This is a genomic window from Streptomyces sp. NPDC085524, assembly GCF_044541755.1.
Lineage (GTDB): Bacteria > Actinomycetota > Actinomycetes > Streptomycetales > Streptomycetaceae > Streptomyces.
In genome coordinates this window covers 63,611-85,271 of the sequence record NZ_JBITTH010000013.1, presented here as the reverse complement: position 1 = coordinate 85,271, position 21,661 = coordinate 63,611, and the positions used below count along the sequence as shown (strand labels likewise).

The window sequence follows — 21,661 nt, the reverse complement described above, 5'->3', positions numbered from 1 at the left end:
GCCGAGATCCAGCCGATTACCAGCTATGGAGGCACAGGTCGCGGTGGTACTCGACGTACTCCGGATCGATCCGGTGCTCGGGGATGAGTGTGAGGGTTCCGACCTGCTCGCCACTTCTGGTGTTCCGGACGGCCCAGTCCACATCGATGTAGATGCCGAAGTGGTCGAACTGCTTGTGGTGGTTGGGGCAGAGGCAGAGCAGGTTCTCCAGTACGTCAGGTCCCAGGTGCGGGCTGGCGAGACCCTGGATGTGCGCGGCCTCGCTGTAGTGGCTGTCGCGCGTCTCCAGCTGCTGGCCGCACACCTGGCACCGGTCCTCGTGCAGGATCTTGACGTCGTCGGGCAGGCTGCGGTCCCGGTCGGGCCGCGTGCCGGTCACCGAGCGGCGGTCGACGGGGCCGGGCACAGCCGGAGCGTCCGTACGCCTTCCGCTGGCGCTCTTGTACCCACCGAGACCGACCCGATCGAGGAGCACGTCCTTGTCGATGCCGGATTCGGCGAAGTATGTGGAGTGCAGCCGGCCGACCGCCCGGGCGCGGGTGAGGGCTCGTTCGAGCTGCTTCGCCGCGTCGCTGCTGAAGCCTGCTCGGGCCTTGGCGGCGCGCAGGGCCGCGGCTGTGGGTTTGAAGCCGTTGGCCGCATCGATGCCCTGGACCTCCCATACTCCGCTGCTGCGCAGGTGCCAGAACGGGTACTCGGGTGTTCTGCGGTCATGTTCCCCGCCGAACTCGTCGAGCAGGGAGCCGACTTCCGCCTCGAATTCCTCCCAGCGGGCCAATCGCTCATGCCCGGCTGTCAACCGACCGATCGCCCAGAGCAGCGCCAGCGGCTTGTGGCGGGCCGGGCTGCCGTCGGGCTGAACGAACGTGTTCAGGCCGCCGACGCGGCGCAGCACGTCCTCGCGTCCGAGCCCGGGTGCGGGCCGCTTCTGCCGCGGGATCACCGGTTGTTCGGGCAGCGGCGGCGTCAGGTCGTCCGGGTTGTCCAGCATTGGGCGGAGGCGGCGCGTATTTGCGGCCGTCACCTGGATCAGGGACTGGACGTGGCCCCCCTTGTAGTTCAGCCGTTCCAGGATCCGCCGGGCCGGGACGCTGATCTCGACGACGTCGTCGAGGGCGACCATGTACTCCCAGGGATTGCCGTCCTTGTCCAGGTCCCAGATCTTCTCGGCCAGAGCCCGGTTCCTGAAGGTGGCCACGACCGTGGCCCGAGCGATGAACGAGCCCTTGGCGTAGAACAGCACCTCGTCGCCCGGACGGGTGCCGTCGATCGCCTTGTTCTTGCCGTGGCTCTCCTTTTTGGCCCGCACAGACCCCCAGAACCGGGCGCGCCCCCCGGGGAAGAGCGTCGTGAGTTCATCCGCCTGGTCGCCGAGCTCGGCCGCGTAGTCGGCAAGCTCCACTCCCTTCCGGACGGAATGCTCGAAGTGCTCGGGTCCGCGCTGGGCGGCCTGCCCGATCGGCTGCAGCAGCCACTGGATGTCCGTACCCTCAGCGGGCGCCTGTGTCATGTGTTCCCCTCCCACGGTGATCACATTAGTAATACGGTCCGACAGTGAAGGTGGATTGGATCAAGATCACCCAAGTCTGAGCCGCTACCGGATGCCACCCGATAGGATTCGGGGCGCGGAAAACGCCCGCGAGCAGTCACAGACCCCCAAAAGTCACCACGAAAAATCACCACGAAGAGGGAAGCCACACATGCGGGACGGCCGGTGGGTGTCGGTCACCGAATCCGAGTTTCCGCACGAGCAGCGCGGCCTCGAGGCCATCCGTGAGAAGCTCCGCGACAACGACCCTTGGCGTGCCTGGTCGAACTTCCCCTTCACCGCGGGCACCGGCCACGCCCGCGAGGTCGACCTTTTGGTGATCGCCCCCGGCGGGGTTGCCGGAGCCTGGAGCGCCGCGCTCCACCGCCTGAGTCCGCGGCACCTCCTAGCCGCAGCCGCCACCGCCGTGCTCTGCGCACTCTCGGCCGGGTCTCCGCCGACCATCACGAACGCGGAGAGGTCGCCGGCGTAAAGGAGGAGGAAGGCCAGGAACACGGCGATCGCAGTCATCGGGGCTGCGATCTTGCCGCCATCTCCGCCAAGCCAGCCGGCCGTGAGGCCGACGGCGCATGCGAGGCCGAGGAGTGTGAGCGCGGGCAGGGGGGGTGAGCAGTTCGGGGAGGCCGAGTGCGGGCGGGGTGCCGGCCGACATCACCAGGCCGAGGACCAAAGCCAGGCCGAGGAGGAAGGCCGCGGAGGACCAGGCGAGGAGTGCGGCCCAGGCTGACGTCAGCATCGCGAGGGGGCGGTGATGGGCGGAGAGGAAGGCATCGGCGCGGGAGAGACGGTGACCTTCCCAGGCGGCCACGCCCGCCAGGAGTGGTCCGAGCAGCATCACCGTGAAGTTGTACTGGTACACCGCCCACATGGGCTCGTGCCGCCAGGACATCGGGCGCAGGAGGGTGTTGAGGACCACGAGGAGAAGGAAGAACGGGAAGGCGGTGCGTCCGAGGGACCGGCGCATGTGGAGAAGGGGAGCACTGATGGTCATCGGGCACCACCGTCGGTGTGATCGAGTGCTGGCTGTTCCACAGGAGGATTCGCTACCTCTTCGCTGGGCAACGACCACCGGCCCGAGGCGCCCTGGGTGGGGCTTCCGCCGGCGCTCAGGTCATGGAGGGCTTGTTCCACCGAGCGGGCCGTCGCTGCGGCAGCGTCGCCGACGTCGGCTCGGGCCATGAGTTCCGCGGGTGTGCCGTCGAAGACGATGCGACCCTCGCGCAGTGAGACGACCCGGTCGGCCAGCAGCTCGATGTCCTCGGTGTGGTGCGTGCTCAGGACGACGCAGCGGGTGCGGCCCGTGCGGGCCAGGTAGGTGCGCAGCTCGATGCGGTGTTCCACGTCGATGCCGGTCGTGGGCTCGTCCAGGAGGAGCACCGCGGGCTCGTGGACCACGGCCTGGGCGATGTGGGCGCGCTGGCGGTTGCCTCCGGAGAGGCTGCGCAGGCGGGCGTTGGCAACGTCTCCGAGGTTCAGGTCCTCGACCACGCGCTCGATGGCCTCCGCGCGCCGGCTACGGGGTACGCCACGCAGCCACGCCGAGTAAGCAACCGCTTCTCGGACGGTGAAGTGGCCGGGGAAATCCGGTGCTTGGGGGAGACAGCCGATGCCCTCGCGGTAGCGGCGGAGACCCGTCCGATGCTCCGGTTTCTGGTTACCGAGAGAGACAGAGCCGGCCGTGGGTCGCTGGAGGAGGGCGCAGGACTTGAGCAGGGTCGTCTTTCCCGATCGGTTGGCGCCGGTGAGGGCGGTGATTCCCTGGCGGAAGGAGAGGGCCGGGATGTCGAGGGCCGTCCTGGCCCGGTAGCGAACCACGAGGTCGCGGACTTCGAGCCTGGAGGCACAGTCGGAGTGAGCAAGGGAACCGGCATCATCCGGCGCCCCGCACACTCGCCGAGGAAGGTTGATCATCGCGATGTCCTCGGGGTCTCAGTAGTCGAACGTGGCGAGTGCCGACGGGGAGCAGGTATCGGGAACCGGCCAGCCGAGCTGCACGCATGCCTGAGTGGCTGCTCGGACGGATTTCGCCGTGGCTTCGAGGGGGTGCTTCAGGTGGTGGGTGACGTAGTACGTGTGGCTGTGCTCGGGCGTGTTGAACACGTGCAGCTCGGTACCGTTGTCGAAATACCAGCTACCGGTGGTGTAGATCGCGTTGCCGTCCGCAGCGAGGTCTTTCGACATGACCTCGTTCTTCGCGTTGATGTTCCGATCGTTGCGGAAGTCTCCCTGGGCAGTCGCGCGGAGCTTGCCGTCATAGGACCGACGCTCCCCCAACCCACAGCTGAGGCCGAACCCGCCATGGCGGTGACGAGGAGAACCCCGCCGGCGGCCAGGACGGTCGTTCGAAGGGGCGTACGGAGCATGAACGCACTTTTCAGGGAGGGGTTTTGGGATGCCCGAGCATGCCATGCGGTATGCAGCCGTTTGCCCCGGACGGGAGGCCGGAGCCCCGATAGGCCCCAAACGGGTGATGTCGGCGTCAACGCGCCGGCGGCATCGGTCCGCGCGGGCCGGAACGGTTCCGGTGGTCTGTACGAGGGAGGTGGGGTGGGGTCTGTGGGATTGGGGGGTGGGTGGGGGTGGGGGCGCTGCGTAGGTTGGGTGGTGAGGCCACCTTGTGCCACTGACCAGGCATTTTGTGGCGTGCTCTGACAATGAGGATGGGGCGATGCGGGATGCGTGAGCTGGTGGACACGGCGCGGCAGTGGGTGGCCGAGGGGCGGACCGCGTATGTGGCGCGGCCCGTGACCGAGCAGGGGTTCGGGCCGCGGGACCCGGGTGGGGCCGTGCTCGTCGATGCCCGGGGGGAGTGTGCCGGCGGGCTGTACCACGGGGTGTTCGACGCCGAGCTCGTTGCCGAGGCCGGGGCCATGGGGGCCGGGGTCACGGCGCGGGTGTGCGAGGTGTCCGTGCGCAGGGCCGAGGCCGAGGAGGCGAAGCTGACGTGCGGCGGGCAGGCCGAGGTGTTGCTGCAGCCCCTGAGCGCCGTGCCGGCGGAGTGGTGGGACCTGCTCGGGGAGGGGGTCGGGGTGGCTCTCGTGACCCGGCTGAACGAGGCCGCCGACCAGGCCGTCAGCGAGGTGGTACGGGCTGACGGTGCGGTGACGGACGATGCCGGGCGGCGCGCCGGGGAGCTGCTCGCCACGCGGCGGGCCGGGCGGGACGCGCTCTACGGGGAGTCCGGGCTGGTACTGGTGGAGGCGTACCCGTCGGCTCCGTACGTGGTCATCGGCGGCGGGGGTGAGCTCGCGGAGATCATCCGGAGGCAGGCGCTGCTGCTGGGCTGGGAAGCCGTGCTGGTGGAGGACGCCGCGGAGGCCAAGAAGGTGATCGGCGCGCGGCGGGATGCCGCGTGCGTGGTCATGCTGAGCCACGACGAGTCGTTCGACGTGCCGACGCTGCGGTTCGCGCTGGCCGAGGAGGTTCCGTACATCGGGGCGCTCGGGTCGCGGCGTACGGCGACGCGGCGGCGGGAGGGCTTGATCGCCGCCGGGGTCGGCGAGGCCCAACTGGGGCTGGTCCACGGGCCGATCGGGCTGGACCTGGGCGCGCGGACGCCCGCCGAGACGGCGCTCGCGATCTGCGCGGAGATCCTCGGGGTGCTCGGGGCCCGGACCGGCGCCGGTGCGCTGCGGGACACCGAGGGGCCCATCAATCCCTGACCCGGAGTGCGTAACGGAGCGCGTACCGGAGTGCGCATGTTCGTGCGATATGCGGGAAAATGGGTCGTATGGACATGATCCTGAGCGTGGACGCGGTTCTCACCGACATCGCGTGGTTCGCGGTCGTCGGGCTGTTCGTGGTCGCCATGCTGCTCGGCGGCTTCAAGCTGGGGCAGCGGGTGCGGGCCAAGGAGCCGCCGCCTCCGGCTCCCGAAGAGCAGCCGCACCTGCCGAACGGCGGGGCGGTCCACGAGGTCCGCGAGGAGCGGGACCCCGTGGAGATCCCCAACGGTGGGCTCAGGCCCCATGAGATGCAGGGGTACGGGAACTTCGGCTCGACCACCTCCAGCCATCCGGACGAGGTCCGCAAGGAACGGGAGTCCGGGTACGAGCACGTCGAGGGGCCCGGCCCGCACCCCCAGCCGGGGTCTCCCCCGGACGCCGGGCGGGGTGCCCACGCCTGACCCCCGATGACCGCCGCCCTGACCCGCGCTTCCCGCGCGGGTCAGAGGTCTGTGCGGAGCCGGAGCACCTCCGGGGGCGGGTGGCGGGCCGAGGTGGCCCGGACTTCGGCGGTGAGGGGCGGGTCCAGCGGGTGGTACGGGACCTCGCCCAGTCCGGTCGCCGTGATGGTGGGCGCGGGGCCGGCCGCCGGCGTGCGGGTGGTCAGGTCCTCCGCCAGTTCGGCGCGGAGGGACGAGGTCAGGGGGCTGGAGACCAGCGGGGTCCCGTCGCCCACCGGGAGGACGAGTACGAGGGCCTGCGGGCGCCGGGGGGTGCCCGTGTAGCCGATCACCGCCGCGTCGCGGACGTCCGTGTGCCGCAGTTTCCGCCAGCCGCGCCGGCCGGCCGGGTAGGGCTGGTCCAGGCGTTTGACGACCAGGCCCTCGATACCGCTGGCGGGGAGGGTTTCGTACCAGGTCTCGGCCAGTTCCGGGTCCGTGGTCATGGGCACCGGCTGGAGGGGCGGGCCGAGCGGCAGGAGCAGGTCCACGAGGAGCGCGCGGCGGCGCTCGTAGGGGCGGGTGCGCAGGTCGAGGCCGGCCAGTTCGAGGACGTCGAAGGCCGCGTACGAGGCCGGCAGGCTCTGCGCGAGCACGGCCGCGCGGGCGGGGGTGGCCGCCGCGCGCCGCTGGACCAGGGCGAAGTCCGTACGGCCCGCGTGCCAGACCACCACTTCGCCGTCCAGGACCGTCCCCGCGGGGAGTTCGCGGGCGGCTGCGGCCAGGTCGGGGAAGGCGCTGGTCACGATGCGGCCCGAGCGGGCCTGGAGCGTGACGCCGTCCTCCGTGCGCAGGACGACGAGGCGGTGGCCGTCGAACTTCGGCTCGTACGCCAGGCCGGCTCCGCGCGGCAGCGTCCGTACGGGTGCGGCCAGCGCGACGCGGATCACGGCAGTCGCCCCGCCAGGCCGGGGTCGTTCAGGGGGGCGAAGAGGTCGCCGTCGCGGGCGAGGCGCGGCCCGATGTCGTCGGCGAGGAAGAGCAGGTCGTCGGGGGTGCGGCAGGCCTCGACCTCCTCCCAGGAGATGGGGGCCGAGACGGTCGGCAGGGTCCTGGCGCGCAGGGTGTAGGGCGCCGCGGTGGTCTTGGCGGCGGCGTTCTGGCTGTGGTCGACGAAGACCTTGCCGGGGCGCAGGGCCTTCGCCATGCGGTGCACGACGAGGTCGGGGAGGGCCCGCTCGGCCTCCTGGGCGAGGAGCCTGGCGTACGAGGAGACCTCCGCGGACGGGGTCGGCTCGAGGGGGATGGAGAGGTGCAGGCCCTTGGAACCCGAGGTTTTGGCGTAGGCGTGCAGTCCGTCGGCGGCGAGCCGGCCGCGCAGCCAGAGCGCGGCGGCGCAGCACTCGACGACGGAGGCGGGCGGGCCCGGGTCCAGGTCCAGGATCAGGCGGTCGGCGACGGCCGGGCTGCCGGCCGGCCACTGGGGGGTGTGGAACTCGACGACCAGGTTGGCGGCCCACATGAGGGAGGCCATGTCGGCGACGACGACCTGTTCCGCGGACGGCTCGTCGGAGCGGGGCACGGGGGTGGTCTTCACCCAGTCGGGCGTGCCGGGCGGCGGGTTCTTGGTGAAGAACAGCTGGCCCTCCGGGCCGTCCGGATAGCGCAGGAAGGACACCGGGCGGTTGTGGACGTGGGCGAGGAAGGGGCCCGCGATGGTGGCGTAGTAGTGCAGCACCTCGCCCTTGGTGAAGCCGGTCTCGGGGTAGATGACCTTGTCGAGATTGCTGAGCGCGATGCGACGGCCCTCCACCATGGTGATCGGCGTCATACGATGAGACTGCCACGAAACGGGAGGAAGCGGGCGAGCGATGCGATCCATATGGAACGGGGCGATCTCCTTCGGCTTGGTCAGCATTCCGATCAAGCTCGTGAACGCCACGGAGAGCCACTCGATCTCCTTCCGCCAGATCCATCTCGCCGACGGCGGGCGCGTCCGCTACCGCAAGGTGTGCGAGCTGGACGGGGAGGAAGTGCCGGCCGCCGAGATCGGCAAGGGGTACGAGGAGGCCGACGGGTCGATCGTCCCGATCACGGAGGATGATCTGGCGCAGCTGCCGCTCGCCACCGCCAGGACCATCGAGATCATGTCCTTCGTCCCGGCCGAGGAGATCGATCCGCTGCAGATGGACGCGGCGTACTACCTGGCGGCGAACGGGGCGACGGCGGCGAAGCCGTACACGCTGCTGCGGGAGGCGCTGAAGCGGAGCCGGAAGGTCGCGATCGCCAAGTACGCGCTGCGGGGGCGGGAGCGGCTGGGGATGCTGCGGGTCGTCGGCGATGTGATCGCGATGCACGGACTGCTGTGGCCGGACGAGATCCGGGAGCCGGAGGGGGTGGCGCCGGAGGCCTCGGTGTCGGTACGGGAGGCCGAACTCGACCTGGCGGATGCACTGATGGCCACCCTGGGGGACGTGGAGCTGGGCTCGCTGAAGGACGAGTACCGGGAGGCCGTTGAGGAGCTGATCGCATCGAAGGCGGGCGGGGCGTTCGAGCCGCCGTCGGAGGCGGCGGTGGAGCCGGCGGGTGGGCAGGTGATCGACCTGATGGCGGCGTTGGAGAAGAGCGTGCGGGCGGCGAAGGCCTCTCGGGGGGAGGGGGAGGCTGCGGGCGCCGCTGCCGAAGGTGCGGCCGAGGTGACTCCGATTCGGCGGAAGCGGGCGGCGTCTGCGTCTGCGTCTGCGTCTGCGCCTGCGCCGAAGGCGGTCGGGGGGAAGAAGTCGACGGCGGCTTCGGCCAAGAAGACCGCGGCGGCGGCTTCCAAGAAGACCACGACGGCCAAGTCGACGTCCAAGGCGACGGCTTCGGGCAAGGCGGGGGGTACGAAGTCCACTTCGGCCGCGGCGAAGAAGGCTGCGGCGGGTTCGAAGAAGGCTGCGACGCCGCGGAAGCGGACCTCGGCCTGAGCGTGCGCGGGTCGGGGTGGGCGGGTGGGTGGGCGGGCGTTGCCTGCGGCGCTTCCCCCACCCCGCCCCTTCCCGAAACCGGGGGCTCCGCCCCCACACCCCCGCGCCTCAAACGCCGGCGGGGCTGGGACTTCAGGGGCGGCTCGGTAGCCAGGTTCTTGTGTCGCGGGCCAGGGCGAACAGGGCTTCCACGTCGCCGGGTTTGAGGGTGGTCGGGGCCGTCGTGAGGGTGGGGAGGGCGGTCAGGGGCTGGAGGATGCGGATGTCGCGGACCGTGGGGGCCACGTCCAGCCGGGATGCGTCCACCACCGCCAGGGCCGGGATGACCTCGGCCTCCAGGGCGCGGCTCGCGAGGGCTGCCGCGCGGCGGGTCCAGCGGGGGTCGGGGCGGGGTTCGGCGCGGCCCACCGTGAGCAGGAGGTCGCCGACGGCCGCGCGCTGGCGGCGGCCCGGGGCCGTACGGACGCAGAAGATCCCCGCCGGGCCGAGGACCAGGTGGTCGATGCGGCCCAGCCCCGGGAGCGGGACGCAGTGCAGGGTGCGCCAGCCGTCCGGCTCCAGGGCGTCGAGTACGTCGCCCATCCGCTGCTGGGCCGCCAGGTCCTGGCGGAGGCGGTGGCGGGCCCTGGTGCCCGCCGGGCCGTGTTCCAGCTCGCCGAGCAGGGTCTCCCCCGGGCGGTTCGGCGCCAGGTCCGCGTCCGGCGGGAGGGCCAGACGCCGCAGGTCGGCGGCCGTGGGGACCGGGGGCGGGCCTATGGAGACCGTCCCGCTCAGATAGGGGCGCAGGGCAGCGAGGATCGCTTCCCGGTGGTCGTCCGCCAGGACGCTGATGCGGTTCGCCTGGCGGTCGTACCAGGCCACCGCCTGCCCGTCGGGCCGGTTGACGAACAGCCGGCCGCGGCCGCCCCGGCCGGCCGACGGCAGGACTTTGAGTGCCGACATCGAGCTCACCCCCCGCCGTCCATGGGAGCAGCCCCGGCCCCGCACGGCAATCCCCCGGATGTGTAACGACTCCGACGGGACGTTGCGGCTCTGCTGTTACACGAACGGGGCTCGGCCGCAACGGCGGGCCCCTACGTTTGTCCCACCTGGACACGCCAGGCCCCTGACCAGCACCGGAGGACTCCCCGTGAGCACCGTCCGCCGCCGCACCCTCGTTCGCGCCGCCGCCGTGACCGCATGCGCCGGAAGTCTGCTGGCCGTGCCCACCGCCGCCGCGCTCGCAGACGGAGTGCCCGCAGCCTCCTCCGCGCACTCCGCCGGCCCGCAGCGGACCCTCGTCAAGACCCTCGGCCTTGCGGACGGGGTGTCCACGGCCAACGTCTACCTGGTCGCGAAGGGCGTCTACCAGGCCGAGATCCTGGGCGCCGACGGGCACCGCACCACCACCCTGACCAGCGATGACCGCGCCACCGGCGGCGCCGGGGCGCTGCACGCCTCGCTGGCCTCCGACGGACGGCTCACCTCCTGGGTCGGGGACGTCCCCGCGCAGGGCGGGCGCGGGCACGTCCTCGCGGCCGACGGGTACAAGACGGGCACCCGCAGCGGGCACGTCGTCCCCGTGGTGGCGTCGGGCAAGGCGGGGAGCGTGCAGCGGCTGAGCAACCTGGCCGACGGGCCGGGCGAGGGCGTACTGCTGCTCGCCGCCGGCGGCGGCATCGCGGCCATCGGCGCGGCCGGGCTCGGCTTCGCGATGCTGCGGCGCGGTCGGACGAACGGCTGAGGGACGGACGGGGGACGGGCTGCGGGACGGGCTGCCGGGGGCTGCGGCCCGGCCCGCGGAGGGGCCGTCGGCGGGCCGCCGTGCGGATACGGAGCGGATACGGACGGGCCACGGATCATTGACTCGCGTCAACGCCGTGGGCAAACAGGGTGGAGCTCCGCATAAGGTTGACGCGACCGGCTGTCGTGGAGCGGGCAGGAGGGCGCGGCGTTCTGTGTACAGGTTTCCGTTGCGTACGGCCGCCGCCGTCCTCGTCGTGGGCGCCGTCGCGCTGCTCCCGCTGCTGACCGGCTGCGGCGACACCGGCGGGCTCGCCGGTGCCGGTGCCACCCCGACCGCGCGCGGACCCGTCCACCTCTGGCCGGAACGGCAGGGTGCGACCGTGCCGCCCGCCGATCCGGGCGGGGCTCCGCCCGAGTACGTCAAGGGGATCCCTCCCGTCAAGGACCAGGACGTGCACGCCGTCGACCCGGTGGCGCTGGTCCAGGCGGAACTGCGCGCCCACCCGAACACGGACGTCGGCCCCGACGGCATGCCGCCGAAGACCGCCGCGGCCATCCTCGCGTGCCGGGAGGACGCGGAGGGCGCGGAGGACGGGGACGACGGGGACGACCGGGACGAAGACCCGGGCGGCGCGGGGTGCCCGGTGATGAAGCCGTACTACCGGGACCTCACCGGCGACGGCAAGGACGAGCTGATCATCGGCATCGAGTTCGGGACCGGCCCGGAGACCCCCGAGAAGGAGATGTCCGTACGGGTGTACACCGCGGACCCCGCCGGTCGGCTCAACCGGATCATGGCGACCACACAGAGCGTGATCACCGTGGAACTGGCCGGTCAGGACGTGATCCTGCGCGCGCCCAGCGGCAACAACGGCTACGAGCTGATCACCGCCTGGTCCTGGGACGAGAAGCAGCTCACCATGCTGCCGACGCGCGAGCAGATCGTACGGGTGCCGGCGAATCCGCAGGCACCGGCGAAGCCCTCGGGCAGCAGGCAGCCGTCGCGCACCAAGGGTCCGGGCGGCGGACCCGGCGGCGGACCCGGTACGGGTTCCGGGGGCGGGACGGGGCCCGGCACCGGCAGGGGCGGCGGTGGCGGCGTCGGCCGCCCCGGCGTCGGAACCGGCTCGCTGTGAAGGTCCGGCTGCCCGCCTGGACGGCCACGCTGACCTGGAAGTCCGCGTGCTTCATCGTGGTGATGTGCTGCACCCTGGCGGCGCTGCTCGGCGCGCTCGTGCACGTCGAAGTGACCCGGCAGACCGTGGCCACGGCGCGGGACAAGGCGCTCGGCAGGCTCCACGACGTCTCGCGCGCCTACGAGGCGGGCGAGGCGCTGCCGCCCGGCTCGGGGCTGGACCCCGTGGGGCTGCCGGCGAAGCTGCGGGCGCTGGCCGTCGGGGGGCACCGGGGGACGATGGTGGCCGACCTCGACGGCCGGCCGACGATGTGGGCGGCGGCGCCGGCCGACGGGCGGGCGCTGGCCACCGCCATCGACTACGAGCAGAGCGCGCGCACCATCAACGGGCTGGACAACGCGATCATCGGGTCGTCGGTGCTCGCGATCGGCGGGACGCTGCTGGTGGGCGCGTTCGCGGTGACCCGCGTGACCCGGCGGCTGCACCAGACGGCTTCCGTGGCCCGGCGGATCACCCAGGGCGACCTCGATGCCCGGGTCGGCGACCCGCGTACGAAGGATCCCTCGCGGCACCAGGACGAGGTGTCGACGGTCGCCGGGGCGCTGGACACGATGGCGGGGAGCCTGCAGACGAAGCTGGAGAGCGAGCGGCGGTTCACCGCGGACGTGGCGCACGAGCTGCGGACGCCGCTGACGGGTCTGCAGGCGGCGTCCGAGCTGCTGCCGGAGGGGCGGCCGACGGAGTTGGTGCGGGAGCGCGTACGCACGATGCGGCAGCTGACGGAGGACCTGCTGGAGATCTCGCGGCTGGACTCGGGCAGCGAGGTGGTGGAGACCGACCTGCACCAGCTGGGGCGGCTGGCGGGGCGGGTGGTGCGGGCGTCCGGGGCGGACGCCCACACGGAGCTGGTCGTGGTCCGGGACGCGCACGTGGAGACGGACCGGCGGCGGCTGGAGCGGGTGCTGGGCAACCTGGTGGCCAACGCGCACAAGCACGGGCGGGCGCCGGTGGTGCTGACGGTGGACGGGCCGGTGGTGACCGTACGGGACCACGGGGACGGGTTCCCCGACTACCTGATGGAGCACGGGCCGCAGCGGTTCCGCAGCGGCGGGGGCAAGGGGCACGGGCTGGGGCTGACGATCGCGGTCGGCCAGGCGGAGGCGATCGGTGCGGAGCTGTCGTTCCGGCGGGCGGAGGGCGGCGGGGGGCTGGCGGTACTGGTCCTTCCGGGGAGTCCGGGTGACGTACCGGTTCCCTGACAGGTCCCTGACCGGGGCTGCGGGGGTCTGGGTGGTGGTGCCGGGGCGGCTTCGGGGGGACCGGGTCGGGGCGGGTGGCGGTGCCGGGGTCGGGGCTCCGGGGGCCGGGGTCGGGGACGGGGTGGGGTGTGTTCATTCCAGCCCCTCCGGCGTTTGAGGAGCGGGGTAGGGGACCAGCCCCGCGCAGCGGCACCCCGGCGGCTCAGGGGCGTGGGGGCTTCGTCCAGGGCCAGCGGGGCTTCGGCTTCACGGCATCGGGGCGGTGCTGGTACTTCCAGCCCTTCTGGAGACCCAGCCGCTTGGAGTAGCCCGCCGGGACGCGCTCGTAGAGCAGTACCGTCGGCGGGCCGTCCGGCGTCGGGACCGGGATTTCGTACCACTTCGGCGGGTGGCCGGTGGGGCCCAGCAGGATCGGGAGGACCCGGCCGTCCATCGGGCCGCCCTCGAAGGGGGTGGGTTGGCTTCTCACGCCACCAGTGTCACAGGAGGTGGGCGGCCTCGGAGACCACCGGAATGACGCGCCGGGCCAGGACGCCCACCGGTCCGTCCGCGGATTCGAGGGCGAGGGCCGCGCGGGCGGCGGCCGCCGTTTCGGGGTCGGTGGCCGCCGTGGCCGTCAGGAGGGCGAGGAACTGGTCGACCAGCCAGTCCCGGAGGGATTCGACCTCGGGCTGCTTGCCCTCGTCGATCCAGATGAGGGAGGCCGCCTCGACTGCCGTGATCCACGTGCGGACCATCATGCGCAGGCGCGGCCCGGGGGCGGGGACGGCGAGGTGGACGAGGATCTGGTCGGCCGCGGCGCGGCGGATGCCGTCCACGGTGGCCGTCGTACGGGAGGTGGAGACGACGCTGCCGCCCTGGAGGAGGGCCGCGAAGCCGGCGTCGTGTTCGTCGACGAAGGCGAGGTAGCGGTCCAGGGCGCGGCTCAGCCGCTGGGTGAGGGGGCCCTGCTGGGGCTCGGCGAAGCAGAGCTCGAGGATGTCCGCGGCGGAGCGCAGGGCGGCTTCGTAGAGCTGCTGCTTGCCGCCCGGGAAGTACCGGTAGACGAGCGGCCGCGAGACGCCGGCGGCCTCGGCGACGTCGTCGAGCGAGACCTCCTCCGGCGCCCGGTGCGCGAACAGCGAGAGGGCTGCGTCGAGGAGTTGGGCCCGCCGCTCCTCGACGCTCAGCCTGCGGTAGGCGCGTGCGGTCGTCATGTCCGCAGGGTAGACGACCGTCGTCGCGCGTCGTCCGCGCTTACGCGAGGAGGCCCGAGCTCTTCCAGAGGCGGCGGCCGGGGCCGCGCAGGATGCCGATGTCGTCGAGGAAGTCGGTGAGCCGCTTGGCGCCGGTCTGCATGACCTCGCGGCGGTGGCCGCTCGCCTTGACCTGGGCCACGGCTTCGCGGCGGTCGAGGCCGATGTTGTCGTAGACGGCCGGGTTCACGAAGGCCACGGAGAAGACGCGGGCGGCCTCGCCGCAGCTGAGCCGGGTGAGTTCCTGTTCCCAGCGCGGGGCGGTCAGCATCTGGCGGCGCAGTTCCTCGCGGGCGTATCGGACGTGCCGGGCCTCCTCGATGACGTGGATCCGGGTCACTCCGCGGACGAGGGGCTGGATGCGCTCGTCCGGGAAGGTCAGGCGCTGCATCCAGTCCAGGATCTCCTCGCCGAGGAGGGTGCAGGCGAAGGAGCCGGGGGTGGTGGAGACGGTCTTCAGGATCCGGGCGAGGTTGTGGTTGAGCCGGGAGACCGGGTAGTCGGGGGCGCCGGACTGCTTGATCAGGCGGGCGAACATCATCGAGTGGCGGCACTCGTCGGCGATCTCGGTGAGTGCGTAGCGGACGTGGTTGCTGGTCAGCGACTTGTCGTAGATGTGCCGGACCAGCAACTGCATCAGGATGATCTCGAACCAGATGCCGAGCGAGCCGAGCGCCGCCGCCTCGTGGCGGGAGAGGTCGATGCGCTGCTCCTCCCCCATCTTCTTCCACAGCGGGGTGTCGTAGAGCGAGAGCAGCTCGGGCGGCCAGTAGTACTTCCCGTCGATGGGCGGGGCGTCCCAGTCGAGTTCCTTGTCGGGGTCGAAGGAGTGCTTCGCCGAGGATTCGAGCAGCCGCTCGGCGATCTGTTCGCGGTCCTTGAGCAGGCCGAGGGCGTCCCTCAGCTCGGCTCGGTCGGTCACCGTCGTCATGGCTTCGGACACCTCGCTGTTGGGTTACCGGCGGTCACTGCTTATGAGACTGCTTGTCAGCAAGGTCGTCAATCCCTCGCGCACGACTTGTTGACCGCGCGTCTACCAACGTGTGACGCTGCCAACTGTCCAGTCCTGTAAGGCAGTACGCGACTTCGCGCGATTTCGTGCGGTTCGCGTATGCGCGTGATGCGCGTGACAAGGGGGCGTCAGTGTCTACGCACGAGCTCTACACCACGGACCCGGGCGAGGGCGTCTGGCAGATCCCCTCCACCGGCTCGGCCCGCTTCAACTGGGAGTACGACGGCGGCCGCGAGCGGCTGCTGGCCCTGTACCAGAAGGGCAAGGACAAGCAGTGGGACGGCGCCAAGCGCATCGACTGGGGCATCGAGGTGGACCCGTACGACCCGCTCGGCACCCCCGACGAGGTGCTGACCCTGTACGGGACGCGGCACTGGGCGAAGCTCACCGAGAAGGACAAGGGCGAGCTGCGCCGGCACTACAGCGCCTGGCAGTTCAGCCAGTTCCTGCACGGCGAGCAGGGCGCGATGGTGTGCGCGGCACGCATCGTGGAGTCGGTGCCGGACCTGGACGCGAAGTTCTACTCCGCCACCCAGACCATGGACGAGGCCCGGCACGCGGAGATCTTCGGACGGTTCCTGCACGAGAAGGTCGGGATGCTCTACCCGATCAACGACAGCCTCCAGGAGCTGCTCGGCGACACCCTGCGCGACTCCCGCTGGGACATGCCGTACCTGGGCATGCAGGTGCTGATCGAGGGGCTGGCGCTGGCCGCGTTCGGCATGATCCGCGACACGACCGACAAGCCGCTGCCCAAGCAGATCCTGGCGTACGTGATGCAGGACGAGGCCCGGCACGTCGCCTTCGGGCGGATGGCGCTGCGGGACTACTACCGGCAGCTGACGGACGCGGAGCTCAGGGAGCGCGAGGAGTTCGTGATCGAGGGCTGCTACCTGATGCGGGACCGGCTGCGCGGGGTGGAGGTGCTGGAGAACTTCGGCATCGCGCGGCGGGAGGCGGAGGAGTACAGCGAGCAGTCGGAGTTCCTGCACCTGTTCCGGAAGCTGCTCTTCAGCCGGATCGTGCCGTGCGTGAAGGACATCGGGCTGTGGGGCGAGCGGCTGCAGAAGGCGTACCTGGACATGGGCGTCTTCGAGATGGGCGACTCGAACCTCGACCTGCTGATGAGCCAGGACGAGGAGATCGCCGAGGCCCTCGACCGCGAACGGTTCGCGGCCGAGGAGTCGGAGCGGGTGGCGGAGGTGCGGGAGGCGATCTCGGAGGGCGCCGACTCCTAGCGCGGAGGGCCGGGCCGGATCGGTGCGCCGGGGCGTGCCCGCAGCCCGCACCGCCGTGCCGTCGGGGTCGGGTGTGCGGTGGGGCGCCCCCGCAGGGCGTCGAACGCAACCGCCCCGCGCTCTTCCAGCGCCTGGAAACGTTCGACGCCCGAGGAGGTGCCCCGCCGCGCGCCCGGCCCCGGCGGCCGCTTGCGTGCGGGCCGCGCCGGGGTGCCGCTGCGCGGAGCCGTCCCCTACCCGCGCCCTTCCACCGTTCCCCCGGGCTCCGCCCCGGACCCCGCGCCTCAAACGCCGGCGAGGCTGGGTGGGGCTCGGCGGTATGCGATGCGGATGGGTCCCGGTCGCTGGGGTGGGGATCGGCGCTGCCGCACGCGTGGCCCGGCTGGGCGGCGGAGAGCCCGGGCGGGCGGCGGTCACAGCAGGGCGCCCGCCGCAGGCGCTACGGGGCGATCGGGAGCTGACGCTTGTGCTCGGTGAGCCGGTAGCGGCGGGCGATGATCTCGAAGGCGCGTCCGTCCACCGGCTTGCCCTCCAGGAAGTCGTCGATGTCGTCGTACGTGACGCCCAGCGCGTCCTCGTCGGCCTTGCCCGGGTCGAGGGTCTCCAGGTCGGCCGTCGGGACCTTCCACACCAGCTCGGCCGGGGCGCCCAGGGCGTCCGCGACGGCGCGCACCCGGCGCTTGGTCAGGCCGGTCAGCGGGACGAGGTCGGCGGCGCCGTCGCCGAACTTGGTGAAGAAGCCGGAGACGGCCTCGGCGGCGTGGTCCGTGCCGACGACCAGGCCGTCGTGCGCGCCGGCGACCGCGTACTGCGCGATCATGCGCTGGCGGGCCTTGATGTTGCCCTGGACGAAGTCCTGGTGGTGGGCGTCGCGGAAGGAGACCCCGGCGGCGAGCGCTGCCGCGAGGGCGGCGTCGCTGGCCGGCTTCACGTCGACGGTGAGGACCTGGTCGGCGCGGATGAAGGAGAGGGCGAGCTGGGCGTCCTTCTCGTCGGCCTGGACCCCGTAGGGCAGGCGCATGGCGTAGAAGACGGCCTCGTGCCCGGCGGCGCGGGCCCGCTCCACGGCGAGCTGGCACAGGCGCCCGGCGGTGGTGGAGTCGACGCCGCCGCTGATGCCGAGGACCAGGGAGCGCAGGCCGGTCGAGGTGAGCCGCTCGGTGAGGAAGGCCACCCGGCGCTCGATCTCGCGCTCCGCGTCGAAGGTCTCGCTCACCAGGAGGTCACGGGCGATCTCCAGCTGCAGGGCGGTGGACGCGGGCTCGCTCACGGCTGCTCCTCGGGGTCGTGCGTGGGGTCGGGCTGTTCTGCCTCCGGAACCCTAGTCGACACGCCCGGAGGACGGCCCTGGCGGGCGGGGTGCGGGCTGGGCGGGCTGGGCGGGGTGCGGGTGTGCGGGCGGGGCGATGCGGCCTGCGGGCTGGGCGGGCCTGCGGGCTGCTCAGTGTTTGAGGGCCGCCTCCATCACCGCCCGGGCGATCGGAGCCGCCGCCAGATTGCCGCTGACCTCGCCGCGGTCCGCCGACGCGTCCTCGACCACCACCGCCACCGCGACCGCCGGCAGCGGCGCGCCCTCCGTCTTGGCCCAGGAGATGAACCAGGCGTACGGCGTTCCCGCATTGCCGACGCCGTGCTGCGCGGTGCCCGTCTTGCCGCCGACGACCGCGCCCGGGATCGCCGCGTTCCGGCCCGTCCCGCTCTCCACCACCTTCACCATCAGCTGCTGCAGCCGCAGCGCCGTGGCCGGGTTCATGGGGCGGCCCAGGCTGCGCGTGCCGCCGCGGCGGACCTGGTCCCCGTCGTCCTGCGTGGTGCGTTCCACCAGGTAGGGCGAGTACAGCTCGCCGCCGTTCGCGACGGCCGCCGCCACCATCGCCATCTGCAGCGGCGTGGCCTTGGTGTTGAACTGCCCGATGGAGGAGAGGGCCAGCTGGTCCTGGCTCATGTCGGTGTCGAAGTTCGAGCGGGAGACCCAGGACGGCACGCGCAGGCCGTCGTCGTTGAAGCCGAAGCGCTCGGCCGCTTCCACCATCCCGCGCAGGCCGACCTGTACGCCGATCTTCGCCATGACCGTGTTGCAGGACCACTGCACGGCGTCCGCCATCGAGGCGTCCTGGCAGCCCGTGCCCGCGTTCGGCAGCAGGGTGCTCGTTCCGGGCAGCGGGTAGGGGTCGGGGGTCTCCGTCGGGGCGTCCACGTCGGTGACCACGCCCGCGTCGAGGGCGGCGGCCGCCGTCACGATCTTGAAGGTGGAGCCGGGCGGGTACGTCTCGCGCAGCGCGCGGTTGAGCATCGGCTTGGCCGGGTCCGCGTTCAGCCGCGCCCAGGTCTCCTTGACCTGCGTGCCCGTACCGGAGAGCAGGGCGGGGTCGTACGAGGGACTGCTGACCAGCGCGAGGATCCTCCCGGTCGCCGGCTCGACCGCCGCGACCGCGCCGCGCTTGCCCGCGAGCCCCCTGTACGCGGCCTGCTGCATCGCGGCGCGGATGGTGGTGACGGCGTTCCCGCCCGCGGGGCGGCCGCGTGCGAGCTCGTACCAGAGGGGGAAGGCGGAGAGCCCGGGGTCGGTGCCCGAGAGGATGCCGTCCTCGGCGCGCTCCACGAAGCTGGTCCCGTACGTCTGGGAGGAGAAGCCGGTGACGGGGGCGTAGAGCGGGCCGTTCTTGTACGTGCGCTCGTAGCGGAGGAGCTGGCCGCTGTCGCGGGAGCCGGTGACGGGGCGGCCGTCGACCAGGATGTCGCCGCGGGGCTCGGCGTAGCGCTCGATGACGGGGCGCTTGTTGGCCGGGTTCGCACCGTAGGCGGCGGATTCCCAGACCTGTACGCGGGCGACGTTGACCAGCAGGGCGACCAGCAGGGCCGCGCAGAAGTAGGCGCACCAGCGGATGTAGCGGATCACGCCTTGGGCTCCTGGGTCGGGGGCGTGGGTGCCGATTCCGTTGCCGTTTCCGTTGCCGTGGGGGGTGGGGGTGGTACTGCCGTCGGGCGCGGGCGCCTCGCGCTGTCGCTGAGGCGGATCAGCAGGGCCACGATGATCCAGTTGGTGACCACCGATGAGCCGCCCTGGGCCAGGAACGGCATGGCCATGCCGGTCAGGGGGATCAGCCCGGTGACGCCGCCCGCGATCACGAACACCTGGAGCGCGACGATCGAGGAGAGACCGGTGGCGAGCAGCCGGCCGAAGGGGTCGCGCAGCGCGAGCCCGGCGCGGAAGCCGCGGGCGACGAGGAGTCCGTAGAGGAGCAGGATCGCGGCGAGACCGACGAGGCCGAGTTCCTCGCCTGCGGTGGCGAGGACGAAGTCCGATTTGGCGGCGAAGCCGATGAGGAAGGACTGCCCGTGGCCCAGGCCGGCCCCGAGGAGGCCGCCGGCGCCGAAGGCGAAGAGGGACTGGGCGAGCTGGCCGGGGCCCTCCCCGCGGTCGATGGAGGCGAAAGGATTCAGCCAGTCTTCGACGCGACTGTGCACGTGCGGCTCCAAGGTGCCTACGGCGTACGCGCCGAGGCCGGCGAGGAGCAGGCCGATCGCGATCCAGCCGATCCGGCCGGTGGCGGTGAACAGCATGATCACGAAGAGGCCGAAGAAGAGGAGGGAGGTGCCGAGGTCGCGTTCCAGGACGAGTACGGCGACGCTCAGCAGCCAGATCGCGAGGATCGGGCCGAGGACGCGGCCGGGCAGCAGGCGCAGCTTCCAGAAGAGGCGGCGGCCGGTGAGGGCGAGGGCGGTGCGGTTCGCGGCGAGGTAGGCGGCGAAGAACACGGCGAGCAGGATCTTGGCGAACTCCCCCGGCTGGAAGGACAGTCCGGCGAACCGGATCCAGATGTGGGCGCCGTTGACGGCCGGGAAGAAGACGGGGACGAGCATGAGGACCAGGGCGGCGGCGACGGAGAGGTACGCGTAGCGCTGGAGCGTGCGGTGGTCGCGGAGGAGCGATACGACCAGGACGAAGAGCACCATCCCGAGCCCGGACCAGAGGAGCTGGTCCCCCGCGGTGAGATGGCCGGGGGTCGTCGCGTCGAGCCGCTGGATGAGGACGAGGCCGAGGCCGTTGAGGAGGACGGCGATGGGGAGCACGAGGGGATCGGCGTACGGGGCTCTCAGGCGGACGGCGAGGTGGGCGAGGAGGGCCGCTGCGGCGAGGCCGCCGGCGTAGCGCGCGGCGGGGGCGGGGATGCGGCCGGTGGTCGCGAGGCCGACGTAGAGGTGGCCGAGGACGGAGATCAGGACGGCTCCGGCGAGGAGCGCCAGCTCGACGCCGCGACGCTTGGGGGCGCGGGCGTCGGGGGGTGGGGGCGGGGCGGGCTCCGCCACCTGTGCCGTCAGAGCGGTCATACAGCGAAACGTAGCAAGCAGACGGATGCTATGTCCGCTTATGTCATAGTGTGCCGAAGAGTCGTCAGAAACGGTCAGACCTGTGTGGGCTGAGTGGGTCTGCATGGGGCCGAGTGGCGCTGAGCGGGAGACGGGGTACGTACGCATGGGGCCTGTGGAATTCATCGTCCTCGCGTTCCCGGAGGAACAGCTGCGGGTGCCTGCGGTCGAGGCCGTGATGGGGCTGCGCAAGACGGGAGTGGTCCGGCTGATCGACGGGCTGGTGGCCACGAGGACGGCCGCGGGTGAAGTGCTCGCGGCGGAGTTCGACGAGTTCGTCGAGCTGCGGGGCCTGCTGACGGGGCGGGAGGCGGCCCGGCTGATCGGCCCGGAGGACGTACGGGAGGCGGCGGAGCTGCTCGAACGCGGGAGCTGTGCGCTGTTGCTGCTGGTCGAGCACGTGTGGGCCGAGGACGCGGCGATCGCCGTACGGGCGGCGGGCGGGCGGATCGCGGGCTCGGTGCGGATTCCGCCGGATCGGGTGGCGTCCGACCCCCAGGTGGAGGTGTCCTGATGTTCATCCGTCCGGTGGGAGTGACCGTGCGATCGGCGGACCGGCCCTCGGGGCACCCGCTGCTGCGGGGGCTGCTGGCGCAGGCCACGGGGATGTCGGGGGTCGGGGCGGGGTCCGTGGACGTGGATGGGCCGCGTCAGGACGGGCCGCGTCAGGGGGTGCGGTGGAGGACTACCGGTGGGCCCATCGAGCCGGTGCCGGTGGGGGTGGAGGAGGGGGTGGGGGTGGAGGAGGAACCCGAGCAACCCGAGGCAGGGGTGCCGGTCGAGGGGGACAACGCCGGGGCAGAGCGGGAGCCGGAGTCCGGCGGCCGCGCCGAGGGGGCCGCGGTGGGCACGTTCGTGGCGGAACTGACGCAGCTGGCCGCCCTGGCCCGGGAGGGGCTGCTGACCCCTCAGGAGTTCACCACGGCCAAGGGACGCTTGCTGCGGGGGTGACGGCCGGGCGGGATCGGAGAGCTCTTGGGGGGTTCCCGGCCGGCCCTGCTCCGGTGGGCGCGTCGGATCGCTACGCGCTTCTCGCGTCTCGGCGTCTGCGGCCCGTCTGGGGCC

General features: G+C 72.2%; 21 protein-coding genes and 1 pseudogene. 10 read left to right on the top strand and 12 right to left on the bottom strand.

The window, feature by feature from the left end:
- Positions 1 to 16 precede the first annotated feature (16 nt).
- Positions 17 to 1,510, bottom strand: a complete 1,494-nt coding sequence (locus tag ACIGFK_RS21285; protein ID WP_400053112.1) for an HNH endonuclease — start codon at positions 1,508 to 1,510, stop codon at positions 17 to 19.
- 190 nt (positions 1,511 to 1,700) lie between these two features.
- Between ACIGFK_RS21285 and ACIGFK_RS21280 the strand changes: the two are divergent.
- Positions 1,701 to 1,886 (top strand): annotated as a pseudogene (locus tag ACIGFK_RS21280) (NERD domain-containing protein); the annotation flags it as partial.
- Between the two features lie 650 nt (positions 1,887 to 2,536).
- On the opposite strand, the gene ACIGFK_RS21275 reads toward ACIGFK_RS21280, so the two are convergent.
- Both ACIGFK_RS21275 and ACIGFK_RS21270 read right to left on the bottom strand, forming a co-directional pair.
- Entirely contained in the window at positions 2,537 to 3,460 is a 924-nt protein-coding gene (locus ACIGFK_RS21275; protein WP_400053110.1) for an ABC transporter ATP-binding protein, read from the bottom strand.
- 18 nt (positions 3,461 to 3,478) lie between these two features.
- Complete coding sequence (locus ACIGFK_RS21270) at positions 3,479 to 3,730, bottom strand: hypothetical protein (protein WP_400053108.1); 252 nt, start codon at positions 3,728 to 3,730, stop codon at positions 3,479 to 3,481.
- Positions 3,731 to 4,224: 494 nt separating this feature from the next.
- Between ACIGFK_RS21270 and ACIGFK_RS21265 the strand changes: the two genes are divergently transcribed.
- Entirely contained in the window at positions 4,225 to 5,211 is a 987-nt protein-coding gene (locus ACIGFK_RS21265; protein ID WP_386469058.1) for an XdhC family protein, read from the top strand.
- 68 nt (positions 5,212 to 5,279) lie between these two features.
- Positions 5,280 to 5,675: a DUF6479 family protein gene (locus ACIGFK_RS21260; protein ID WP_376657942.1), complete on the top strand. Its 396-nt coding sequence runs from the start codon at positions 5,280 to 5,282 to the stop codon at positions 5,673 to 5,675.
- Positions 5,676 to 5,716: 41 nt separating this feature from the next.
- Here the strand turns inward: ACIGFK_RS21260 and ACIGFK_RS21255 are convergent, their stop codons facing one another.
- Positions 5,717 to 6,601, bottom strand: coding sequence for an ATP-dependent DNA ligase (locus ACIGFK_RS21255; protein ID WP_386469139.1), 885 nt, complete (start codon positions 6,599 to 6,601; stop codon positions 5,717 to 5,719).
- Positions 6,601 to 7,485 (bottom strand): non-homologous end-joining DNA ligase, encoded by an 885-nt coding sequence (gene ligD / locus ACIGFK_RS21250; protein ID WP_376657932.1) that lies wholly within the window; start codon positions 7,483 to 7,485, stop codon positions 6,601 to 6,603. Before ligD ends, ACIGFK_RS21255 begins: the two co-directional genes overlap by 1 nt.
- A gap of 40 nt (positions 7,486 to 7,525) precedes the next feature.
- Here ligD and ACIGFK_RS21245 point away from each other — a divergent pair, with 40 nt between their 5' ends.
- The gene (locus tag ACIGFK_RS21245; protein WP_400053105.1) at positions 7,526 to 8,620 is read left to right on the top strand and encodes a Ku protein; all 1,095 of its coding nucleotides are present in this window, start codon (positions 7,526 to 7,528) and stop codon (positions 8,618 to 8,620) included.
- A gap of 132 nt (positions 8,621 to 8,752) precedes the next feature.
- Here the strand turns inward: ACIGFK_RS21245 and ACIGFK_RS21240 are convergent, their stop codons facing one another.
- Positions 8,753 to 9,562, bottom strand: a complete 810-nt coding sequence (locus ACIGFK_RS21240; protein ID WP_376657930.1) for a nuclease-related domain-containing protein — start codon at positions 9,560 to 9,562, stop codon at positions 8,753 to 8,755.
- A gap of 187 nt (positions 9,563 to 9,749) precedes the next feature.
- On the opposite strand from ACIGFK_RS21240, the gene ACIGFK_RS21235 reads away from it, so the two are divergent.
- The 3 genes from ACIGFK_RS21235 (at position 9,750) to ACIGFK_RS21225 (ending at position 12,740) form a co-directional block, all read left to right on the top strand.
- A complete protein-coding gene (locus ACIGFK_RS21235; protein ID WP_376657929.1) occupies positions 9,750 to 10,343 on the top strand; it encodes a hypothetical protein in 594 nt (197 codons plus the stop codon).
- 229 nt (positions 10,344 to 10,572) lie between these two features.
- Entirely contained in the window at positions 10,573 to 11,481 is a 909-nt protein-coding gene (locus ACIGFK_RS21230; protein ID WP_400053103.1) for a hypothetical protein, read from the top strand.
- Positions 11,478 to 12,740, top strand: coding sequence for a histidine kinase dimerization/phospho-acceptor domain-containing protein (locus tag ACIGFK_RS21225; RefSeq protein WP_400053101.1), 1,263 nt, complete (start codon positions 11,478 to 11,480; stop codon positions 12,738 to 12,740). The genes ACIGFK_RS21230 and ACIGFK_RS21225 overlap by 4 nt, the downstream gene beginning before the upstream one ends.
- 202 nt (positions 12,741 to 12,942) lie before the next feature.
- On the opposite strand, the gene ACIGFK_RS21220 is transcribed toward ACIGFK_RS21225, so the two are convergent.
- From ACIGFK_RS21220 to ACIGFK_RS21210, 3 genes are read right to left on the bottom strand one after another with little or no spacing between them, the layout of a single operon-like run.
- Positions 12,943 to 13,209: a hypothetical protein gene (locus ACIGFK_RS21220; protein WP_376657926.1), complete on the bottom strand. Its 267-nt coding sequence runs from the start codon at positions 13,207 to 13,209 to the stop codon at positions 12,943 to 12,945.
- 10 nt (positions 13,210 to 13,219) lie between these two features.
- Entirely contained in the window at positions 13,220 to 13,936 is a 717-nt protein-coding gene (locus tag ACIGFK_RS21215; protein WP_376657925.1) for a TetR/AcrR family transcriptional regulator, read from the bottom strand.
- Between the two features lie 40 nt (positions 13,937 to 13,976).
- Positions 13,977 to 14,906, bottom strand: coding sequence for a diiron oxygenase (locus ACIGFK_RS21210; RefSeq protein WP_376657924.1), 930 nt, complete (start codon positions 14,904 to 14,906; stop codon positions 13,977 to 13,979).
- A gap of 212 nt (positions 14,907 to 15,118) precedes the next feature.
- Between ACIGFK_RS21210 and ACIGFK_RS21205 the strand changes: the two genes are divergently transcribed.
- Positions 15,119 to 16,225, top strand: coding sequence for a ferritin-like domain-containing protein (locus ACIGFK_RS21205; protein ID WP_376657923.1), 1,107 nt, complete (start codon positions 15,119 to 15,121; stop codon positions 16,223 to 16,225).
- Positions 16,226 to 16,664: 439 nt separating this feature from the next.
- Here the strand turns inward: ACIGFK_RS21205 and nadE are convergent, their stop codons facing one another.
- The 3 genes from nadE to ACIGFK_RS21190 form a co-directional block, all read right to left on the bottom strand.
- On the bottom strand, positions 16,665 to 17,495 hold the full coding sequence (gene nadE / locus ACIGFK_RS21200; RefSeq protein ID WP_376656667.1) for an ammonia-dependent NAD(+) synthetase: 831 nt from the start codon (positions 17,493 to 17,495) through the stop codon (positions 16,665 to 16,667).
- A 171-nt stretch (positions 17,496 to 17,666) separates the two neighbouring features.
- Positions 17,667 to 19,124, bottom strand: coding sequence for a penicillin-binding transpeptidase domain-containing protein (locus ACIGFK_RS21195; RefSeq protein ID WP_376656668.1), 1,458 nt, complete (start codon positions 19,122 to 19,124; stop codon positions 17,667 to 17,669).
- Complete coding sequence (locus tag ACIGFK_RS21190) at positions 19,121 to 20,557, bottom strand: FtsW/RodA/SpoVE family cell cycle protein (RefSeq protein ID WP_376656669.1); 1,437 nt, start codon at positions 20,555 to 20,557, stop codon at positions 19,121 to 19,123. Before ACIGFK_RS21190 ends, ACIGFK_RS21195 begins: the two co-directional genes overlap by 4 nt.
- Positions 20,558 to 20,702: 145 nt before the next feature.
- Between ACIGFK_RS21190 and ACIGFK_RS21185 the strand changes: the two genes are divergently transcribed.
- Both ACIGFK_RS21185 and ACIGFK_RS21180 read left to right on the top strand, forming a co-directional pair.
- The gene (locus ACIGFK_RS21185; protein ID WP_376656670.1) at positions 20,703 to 21,110 is read left to right on the top strand and encodes a DUF6325 family protein; all 408 of its coding nucleotides are present in this window, start codon (positions 20,703 to 20,705) and stop codon (positions 21,108 to 21,110) included.
- 224 nt (positions 21,111 to 21,334) lie between these two features.
- On the top strand, positions 21,335 to 21,547 hold the full coding sequence (locus ACIGFK_RS21180) for a hypothetical protein (protein WP_386471433.1): 213 nt from the start codon (positions 21,335 to 21,337) through the stop codon (positions 21,545 to 21,547).
- Positions 21,548 to 21,661 lie beyond the last annotated feature (114 nt).